Raw genomic sequence first — 8,925 nt, 5'->3', positions numbered from 1 at the left:
TCACCCTGACACACAGGGCACCACCGGAGCTATGGGGTCCGCTAGGCCCGCGCGCACCTTGCGTCCGACTGGAGATGTCGGGCCATCTCACGCTCTGCCGCCGCACAGTCACGATTCCGGATCGCCATCGTGATCGCGCGGTGCGCCACCAAGACACTGGTGCGCGTCTCATGGTCGACGAACTCTGGGGTCTCGGCCTCCTCATCGACCGCTAACAGACCAGACGCCAACTCCGTCATCAACTGATTGCGGCTCGCGTAAACTACTGCAACGTGCCACATCGCGTCGGCCCGACGGAAACTCGCTACGTTTTCGGCTACCGTCATGGACTCATTTGCCTCTTCCATGGCTGCCACATCGCTACAGTCGCGCACGCCGGCAGCAAGTTTGGAACAAAAAGGTTCGATTGCCTGACGTGCCTCGATCAAGCGGGACCGGCCCGCTTCCCTTCCACGAATAGTCAGTGCGACAGCGTCCGCCACCAGGTGCGAACCCGGTCGCTGCACGGTGGCGCCTCCGGCGCGACCGGGCTTGATGCTCAGCAATCCCTGCACTTCGAGGGTTTTGAGCGCCTCGCGAACCGTTGTACGACTAAGCTGAGTTTGGGCGGCCAAAAGAGTCGCTCGGTCGGCAGCCGGGTACCCTCGACATAGTGACCGCGCAGTATCCGTTCACGCAATTCAGCTGCCAGAACTTCGGAGCCTCTCGGCGCCGCAAGCCTCGGCAATTTCAACGGGGAGATCCCAGTCCTTGTCCGAGTTTCTGTGATTGGTGTCATGCCAATCCTCCGGTCACAATTGGCCATGCCCAACATTCAGCGGGCACGAGGGTCACGAGCAGATCGCGCCGAATCGAATTCGGAGGCCGACTAAATTCGAGCATCTGCAAATTGAGCTGACGAGGGATCTCTGGTCAAGTGGCCGCCGCGGCCCTTCGAGCATTCGGTGTCGCACGACCGTACACTCAGCTCTCGGCGTTGACCGGGGACCACTCGGGATAGTCGATGTAACCTTCGTCACCGCCGGAGTAGTAGGTACTCAGGTCAGGGTCGGCAAGCTCGAGATCCTCTCGCAGCCTACGAACCAAGTCTGGATTCGAGATGAAGTACCTTCCGAAACTGATCAGGTCAGCTCCTCGCGCTAGCCAGCGGGCGGCATTGGGCTTATCCGCAAATCGCGCACCAACGGTCCCCATCTGTTTCAAGTCTACGAATGAGGGATTAACCATCAGTGTCCCGTTCCACTTGTCACGGATCGCATCGTTGACCACATCCGACGCGGTCTCGAGCACGTGGAGATATGACAGGCCGATCGGATCGAGCATTCCAATCAGTGTTCGGTAGAGTCCCTCGGTATCACTCTCGTTCATGTCGCCGAACTTTCCTCCGGGCGACAATCTGACTCCCACGCGATCGGCGCCGATAGCGTCGCTGACCGCCGTCGCAACCTCAACAGCGAAGCGCGCGCGGTTCTCATGCGATCCCCCATACCGGTCAGTGCGCATATTGCTGTTGTCAGACAGGAATTGTTGGATGAGGTATCCGTTCGCACCGTGAAGCTCGATGCCATCGAAGCCCGCAGCCATCGCACGCTCTGCAGCGCTCACGAATACCGCGATTTGATCCTCGATCTGATCTACAGTCATCTCGACCGGCGTCACGAAAGGCAATCTGCCACCTGATGTGTAAACGGTGCCCTGCGCCGCAACGGCCGAAGCTCCTACGGGCTGCAAACCATGGATCTCTGGGTGTCCGATGCGCCCACCGTGCATAATCTGAGCGTAGATTCGTCCGCCAGCACCATGCACTGCGTCAGTGATCTTCGTCCATGCGGCCTGCTGTTCGTCATTGTAGAGACCGGGAACGTTCGGTTCGGACTGGCCTTGGAGGGACGGTGCGATGCCTTCGCTGATAATCAAACCAGCGGTTGCACGCTGCGCGTAATACAGGGCGCCGCTGGCAGAGGGCACACCGCATGCCGTCGCACGGACTCGGGTCATCGGCGCCATGACGATCCGGTTCTGAAGCTCCAGCGCACCAAGTTTGAACGTATCGAATAGCATGATTTTCGCTGCCTCCTGTTGTAGGTGAACTCAAGCGCGAGGGGAACTCATACTTGAGCTGACTTTGGTTAGCCGTTGATCGGATCGATCCGGAGTGAGAATCGGCCACTGTGACAAGTCCAGCAGAACGGCCGCGAAATGTAATGTAGGTCACGGCTTTCGGCAGTGTCAATACTCAGAGGACGCCATTTTCCGAACTCATCTACGTTCTGCCCGCGCATCTTTAGGAGTGCGGACGGGGAACTCTAGGCTGATGCCGGTCTCGACACCGTCGGTCTCATGATCATGCGAATCGCATCCGGAGTTCGAGCGGTAAGGATGCCAACTGAGCCGGTAAGCCAATCACCCGAACCACACCGCATCCGCGTATGCCATGCCCAACACCTTTCGACGCGGAACCTCACCGCTGCAAGGTGGTGCGGGTCGTCGCCAAGAGGCCAACCCTGCATGCTCGGGTCCGGTGCAACCACAGTCATGCAAGTCACTTCATTGAACGTGGTGGGGTCGGAATCCGGGGCTTCGCCTCCATGAGACGGATTCGCATTCTACGTTGGCAGCGCCAAGACCCTCTTCGAGATGATGTTCCGCTGAATCTCGTTGCTGCCACCGTATATCGTGGAAGGCAGGGCCTTATAGAACACGTCGAGTATGTCGATGGTTTCTCTGTCATCGGTTTGAATTCTCCCGACCACTGCACCGGCCGGTCCCGCTGATTCCCGGATGACTTCGGCGATCCGTTGGATAAGGTCGGTCGACCAGATCTTCAGCAATGAGACGTCCGGCCCGATCGGGCGCCCTTCTACAAACGCTTGCGCGAACTCTCCGTAGATATCTTTGAGATGTTCGAGGTCGAGGAGGAGCTCCGCGTACTTGGCGCGGAATGCGCGATCGTCCCAAAGACCGCATGCGGTAGCAACGTTTCCAAGACTTTCGAGCCCATACGCTGGCAGCTGTGGACTACCGATGTGGATTCGTTCGGAACGCAGAACCGTATTGGCGACCTCCCATCCGTGGTTCTCCTCCCCTACGCGGTCCCGAATGGGAATTCGGACGTCCTCGAGGAAGACCTCGCACAATTCCTGGTGGCCGGCAATGTCGGTGATCGGCCGCACCGTAATCCCAGGGGTGGAGAGCTCCACGATGAAGAAACTGATGCCTGCCTGACGTCGGCCGTCGGCCCCCGTCCGGGCCAGGAGCATCATGTGGGTCACGTCATGGGCCATGGTCGTCCAGATTTTGCTGCCATTGACGACGTACTCATCGCCATCACGGCGGGCGGTCGTACGGAGGCTCGACAGATCCGAGCCGCTGCCAGGTTCGGAGTAGCCCTGACAGTACCTGTGCTCGCAACTGAGGATTCCTGGCAAGAAGCGACGTTGCTGATCCTCCGTGCCGTGCTCGAACAGTGCGGGACCGATCATTCGCACGCCCTGATCCTGAAATCTCGCAATCCCCCATCGCTCCTGCTCTTCGAAGAAGATCAACAGTTTCGACGGGGCGAGGCCCATTCCTCCGTATCGAGCAGGCCAGTTCGGTGCAATCCAGCCCTTTTCCGACATTCGCTGGAACCAAGCCGATTGCTCTCGCCAGTACAACCGGCGCGAAGGATAGCGGATCTCGTCCGGGTAGTTCGCCTCGAACTCCTCGCGGACGATGTCCCTGAATTCATCATCGGTCAACGCGTTCCATTCGAGCTCCTGGCGTACGCCGTAGTCGGTCATCGCGAACCTCCATTTCTCGAATTGCCCGGTCGTCCTCCGAGCAGGTCAAAGTACCGTTGTCGATGCACGTCCGGGCCACCCAACCACGCGGTAAGCGCGACCATCCGGTTGACGTAGTACCCGAGGTCGTACTCGTCGGTGAAGCCGATGGCACCGTGAAGTTGCACCGCTTGGCGACAGATGGTCGTTGCCGCGATGCAGGATCGAGCTCTTGCGCTACTGGCCGCGGCGCGCCGTCGCTGCACTGTGGTAGTCGACTTCGTCCTCTCAGACAGCGCGCTGCGCAATGCCGCGCGAGCAAGGCGGAGCTGAATGTACATGTCGACGGCCCGATGTTGAAGCACCTGAAACGAGCCGATCGGTTTGCCGAACTGGCTGCGGCTCGTAATGAATTCGAGCGCAAGTGTCAATGCTCTGTCGGCCACGCCGATGAGTTCCGCGGCTGTAGCGATCAGCGCCACGTCCGTCGCCTCGGCGAGCGCGGCGTCAACATCGCAACCGATGCCGATGAGGTCTGCTGTTGGAACAGTAACTCCGCTCAGTTCGATAGTCGCAACCGTTGTGTGGTCGGAAAGGGTGCTCGATTCAAGGACCATGCCATCGGCCGTCCGCGGCAGGGATGCAAGCACTGGCCCAGCCTCAGCCTCTGCATACACTAGGAAGGTGTCGGCCTCGGCAACCGGTACCCAGTTCGCTACGCCGTCGAACACCGTGATTGCACCGTCTCGTCGGCCACGGACCCGTCCGTTTCGCACCGTGGGGCCACCATCTGCCGGGACCGCCACCGATAGCAGCTGGGTCCCGTCGAGTACCGATTCCAGCAGCGCTTGGGCGTTGCCGCACCCGGCTAGCGCGAGGCCGCTTAGCAGGTGGCTTACCACCACGCTCGAAGCTGCGTACGGTTCCGGATACGCTCCAGCCCCCAGCTTTTCAGCGACTACCGCAACTGCGGATTCGCCGGCTCCTGCACCGCCGAGCGTCTCGGGTACCAGTAACCCCAGCCAACCCAGTTCGGCGAACCGGGTCCATACTTCACGGTCGAATGACTGTCCGGATTCCCGCAGTGTCCGCACGCGAGAAACGTTCGGCTGAGCGAACCGGCTTGCTACAGATGCCAATTCGGCCAATGTATCGGCGTCGAGGTCTGACGCTTCGATATGCGAAACACTCATGTTCACACCGGATCCCAGGAGATTACGTCTGTGGTCACTTCGAGCGGAGTGAAGGAGCTGTTCAAGGCCGGGATCAGGTGCTCACCGATCGTCTCGACGGTCCAACCTTCACTACGGTGCATCGTCCTGGCCGGGCGATGCTGGCTCATAAGGTAGATCTCATTGGCGCGTACCGCGAATACCTGTCCGCTGACATTGGAACCGTCGCTGACCAGATACGCGGCGAGTGGAGCCACCTTCGAGCCTTGCATCAGCTGAAGTTTTTCTACACGCGCACGCTGCTCCGGAGTGTCGGTAGGAATCGAACTGGTCATTCTGCTCCATGCGAACGGCGCAATGCAGTTCGAACGAACACCATACCGAGCCATTTCGTTGGCAATCGAGCGTGAAAGTCCGACGATTCCTAGCTTGGCGGCCGAGTAATTCGCTTGACCGATCGCTCCGATCAAGCCCGAGGTCGACGTCATATGCACGTACGCGCCGGACTCCTGCTTCTTGAAGTAGTCCGCAGCGGCACGTGAGACGAAGAAGCTCCCGTGCAGGTGAACATCGATCACCGCACGCCACTCCTCTTCACTCATCTTGAAGATCATGCGGTCGCGCACAATGCCGGCGTTGTTGACAACGGCGTCGATACGGCCGAATGTGTCGACGGCTGTCTGCACAATCTGCCGCGCGGATTCCCAGCCGGCGACCGAGTCGGTACTCGCGACGGCCGATCCCCCCTGGGCGGTAATTTCGTCGACCACACTTTGGGCGCGTGACGCGTTGCCGCCCGAGCCGTCCAGTTCTACGCCGGTGTCGTTCACGACGACGGACGCCCCTTCAGCACCCATCTGCAGCGCGAAATCGCGGCCGAGGCCGCCACCCGCACCGGTAACCACCACTACCTGTCCAGCCAATGATGTGCTCATGCCCTGCTCTCCTCGTTATCCCATTCGACTGACGCACTTTCTTCTGCGCCGATCAAGACCGCGTCCAATGCGAGTGCGCCCTTACCCGCCGGGTAGACAACCACCGGGTTGATCTCCACGACCGATAGGTCGTCGCGGTGCGCCGCCGCGAATTTCGACACTGCAACCAGGCAGTCGACGACCGCGTCGAGATCAACAGGTTCTCGTCCGCGAGAGCCCGTCAGCAACGACACACCGTTCAACTCGCTGAGCATTGCCTTGGCCGAATGGTGGTCCAGGGGAGCTAGGCGCACGACGACGTCGCTCAGTGTCTCCACATACACCCCACCGAGGCCCACCATGATCACTGGTCCGAAAGCCGGATCGATCTTTGCACCGATGATCAGCTCCGTCCCGGGAGCCGCCATCGGTGCTACCAGAACACCATCGATGACGGCATCGGGCCGAGCAGCGTGGACCGACTCCATGATCAAGCGGTATGCAGTACGCACGGAATCCGAATCGACGAGTCCCAGAGCGACACCACCGATATCGGACTTGTGTGCGATGTGCGTTGAGACGATTTTCAATGCAACTGGTAGGCCGAGTTCTTCGGCGGCCGCGGCAGCCTCGTCGGCGGTATGGGCGACGATCTCCCGTTGCATCGGCACGCCGGCGGCGCGAAGGATTCGCTTGGCTTCGACCTCGTTGTACGGCCTCGATTCAAGTGTCGACGCTGCGACCGGCAACACGTCAGGTACCTCGGCTGTAGTGTCGAAAACCCTGCCGAAGTGGGACAATGCCGCGATCGCGCGCACGGCTCGGTCGGGATCTTCGAACACGAGCACGCCATGTGACTCGTACTCCCGGATAGTCTCTGCGCCGGCGACCATGCAGATTACTCGCAACGCCTGCCGGTGTCCGGCTGTCCCCGACTCCATGGCATCCTGCAGTCGCTGGGCGAAGACCTTCGCCGCTGGAACCGTTGAGTAGAAGCCGAGGACCGCATCGCAATCGCCGGGACCGAGTAGGGCCCGGAAAGCCTCCGACGTAAGAGTCGTGTCCTGTAGAGCTTGGCCGGTGCAATCCACCGGGTTGCCGACCGAGGCAAAGGGGACCAAGTTTTGCAATCTGCGCTGCACATCGTCCGGCAACGTCGGCATCATCAAACCGTAAGCGTCGGCGACGTCGCAGATGTGGGCGCCGATCCCACCAGATACTGTGACGACACCCAGCCGATTCACAGGCCGAGGCCGCGCACGGGCGCATGCGTACGCGATGTCGAGTTGTTCCTCGATCGACATCGCACGATAGGCGCCCCCTTTTCGCAGGGCCGCGTCGTACACTTCGTCGGCGCCGGCTAATGCGCCCGTGTGCGATCCCGCCATTCGCGCGCCCACCTCGGAGCTCCCGGTCTTGAGCACGATGACAGGTTTGTTGTTGGCACGCGCACGTTCGAGTGCCCGGAGAAAGGCCGATCCGTCGCGGACTCCCTCGACATACACCATGATGACACTGACTTCTGAGCGCCCAGCCAACCAGTCAAGCGCCTCCGCAACGTCGATATCGGCTTCGTTACCTGTGGTCAACCAGTAGCCGATGTCCAGATTGCGTTTCTGCGCGAGGAAGGCGAGATGCGAACCGTACGCGCCGCTTTGGCTGACTACCGCCACCGGTCCCGGATTCGGGAAGGCGGGCATCAGTGTCTGCGAGAATGTCGCATACATGCCGTTGAACGCGTTGTATGCGCCAAGACAGTTCGGACCGAGCAACCGAACGTTGCCCTCGCGGGCAGTCTCGACCAGTTCCCGTTGCAAGCGCTGTCCGTCCGCGTCCGCCTCGGCGAATCCTCCGGAAGTGACAACGGCAATCGGAACACCGATACTTGCGCACTCCCGGATGACCGAGACCGACGCTGCCGCTGGTACAACCAGCACTGCTACATCCGGCGGCTCGGGAAGTGCACTGATCGAGGGAAAGCACGGCACGCCTTGTACCTCGGTACGCGAAGGGTTTACCGGGTAGATGTTGCCGGCGAACTCTGCCCGAAGTAGGAAATGTAGCGGTCTGCCGGAAATTCGGGTCTTGTCGTCCGACGCACCGACGATCGCGATCGACCGTGCGTTCATCAGTGTGTTGATCACATCGGTGCGAGAACTCACGATTTCACTGGTGCTCACATTTCACCACCCGGACGCGCATGGCGACTTGCCTCCTCCTCGGTGCGCCTCCATACTTTCAGAGCTATCGGCTGTTCACTCTCTTCGAGAACGTGACCCACCAGTCCGACCGCTCGCGCCATTACACCGAAGCCACGCACAACCTTCCACTCGAAACCCAGTTCACATGCGAGGGCGCCAATCGCTCCCGTGGCGTTCACCTGGAGTGGTTTGCCTGTGAGTCGCTCAGCGTGCGCCGCAACCAACTGCACAAGCGCGACATAGGGGCCGGCGAACCCGGTCTCCTCTGCAATCTTGAACAGTCGCGGCGTGCGGGGATCGATTGGCTTGTGGATCGGGTGTCCGAATCCAGGTAGCGATTTTCCGGAGTCAACCCAGTCCTCCACTACAGAACGCGCCAACGCGTCCAGGTCCGCGGGCGGTTCCGATCCCAGCGGGATCGCTTCGCTCAACAGTCGAGCGGCGCCTTCGGTGCTGCCCACGAAGACAGATCCAAGGCCGCACAAACCGGCAGCCACTGCTGCCTGCATCGCCTCTGGCGCCCCGGCATAAGTCAATCGCGCCGCCAACGCGCTGGGTGTTACGCCATGTTCGACCAGAGTAACCAGGATCGCGTTGTAGACCCGTGACTCTTCGGGGCTCGGGATCCGCGAGGTCAACTGCAGGAACGAGAAGTCACCGAGAGTCAGCTCGCCGAGAAGTTCATCGGGCAGGCTTCTTCCGCGGATGTTTATTTCATCCGAAGTACTCCACGCTATATCGGATCGAATTTTCGTTACTTCACTAGCCATTTCGGCGTTCCTCACTTGCTCATTAGTGCGTGAATAATCCGCTCTGTCTTGCTGCACGTGTCGGGCGGTGTCCCGACTTCGCTGATTCGCGACAGAGATTCTCAATC

The 8,925-nt window shown here is 60.4% G+C and carries 7 protein-coding genes; all 7 read right to left on the bottom strand.

Features of this window, described 5'->3' with window-relative positions:
• Nucleotides 1-41 precede the first annotated feature (41 nt).
• On the bottom strand, nucleotides 42-614 hold the full coding sequence (locus AZG88_RS49195) for a FadR/GntR family transcriptional regulator (RefSeq protein WP_231914494.1): 573 nt from the start codon (nucleotides 612-614) through the stop codon (nucleotides 42-44).
• 349 nt (nucleotides 615-963) lie between these two features.
• Nucleotides 964-2,061, bottom strand: coding sequence for an alkene reductase (locus tag AZG88_RS49190; protein ID WP_061701649.1), 1,098 nt, complete (start codon nucleotides 2,059-2,061; stop codon nucleotides 964-966).
• 545 nt (nucleotides 2,062-2,606) lie between these two features.
• Nucleotides 2,607-3,782 carry an acyl-CoA dehydrogenase family protein gene (locus AZG88_RS49185; RefSeq protein WP_061701648.1) on the bottom strand — a complete coding sequence of 392 codons (1,176 nt, stop codon included), beginning with the start codon at nucleotides 3,780-3,782 and terminating at the stop codon, nucleotides 2,607-2,609.
• Nucleotides 3,779-4,954, bottom strand: a complete 1,176-nt coding sequence (locus AZG88_RS51375) for an acyl-CoA dehydrogenase family protein (RefSeq protein WP_141469734.1) — start codon at nucleotides 4,952-4,954, stop codon at nucleotides 3,779-3,781. Before AZG88_RS51375 ends, AZG88_RS49185 begins: the two co-directional genes overlap by 4 nt.
• 2 nt (nucleotides 4,955-4,956) lie before the next feature.
• Nucleotides 4,957-5,868: an SDR family NAD(P)-dependent oxidoreductase gene (locus AZG88_RS49175; RefSeq protein ID WP_061701646.1), complete on the bottom strand. Its 912-nt coding sequence runs from the start codon at nucleotides 5,866-5,868 to the stop codon at nucleotides 4,957-4,959.
• A complete protein-coding gene (locus AZG88_RS49170; protein ID WP_061701645.1) occupies nucleotides 5,865-8,027 on the bottom strand; it encodes an acetate--CoA ligase family protein in 2,163 nt (720 codons plus the stop codon). The genes AZG88_RS49175 and AZG88_RS49170 overlap by 4 nt, the downstream gene beginning before the upstream one ends.
• Nucleotides 8,024-8,818, bottom strand: a complete 795-nt coding sequence (locus tag AZG88_RS49165) for a citryl-CoA lyase (RefSeq protein WP_061701644.1) — start codon at nucleotides 8,816-8,818, stop codon at nucleotides 8,024-8,026. The genes AZG88_RS49170 and AZG88_RS49165 overlap by 4 nt, the downstream gene beginning before the upstream one ends.
• Nucleotides 8,819-8,925: the final 107 nt, after the last annotated feature.

The sequence above is a fragment of the Rhodococcus sp. LB1 genome, from assembly GCF_001583455.1.
Classification (GTDB): domain Bacteria; phylum Actinomycetota; class Actinomycetes; order Mycobacteriales; family Mycobacteriaceae; genus Rhodococcus_F; species Rhodococcus_F opacus.
The sequence above is the reverse complement of the archived record's forward strand: the minus strand, read 5'-3'. Positions and strand labels throughout refer to the sequence as shown.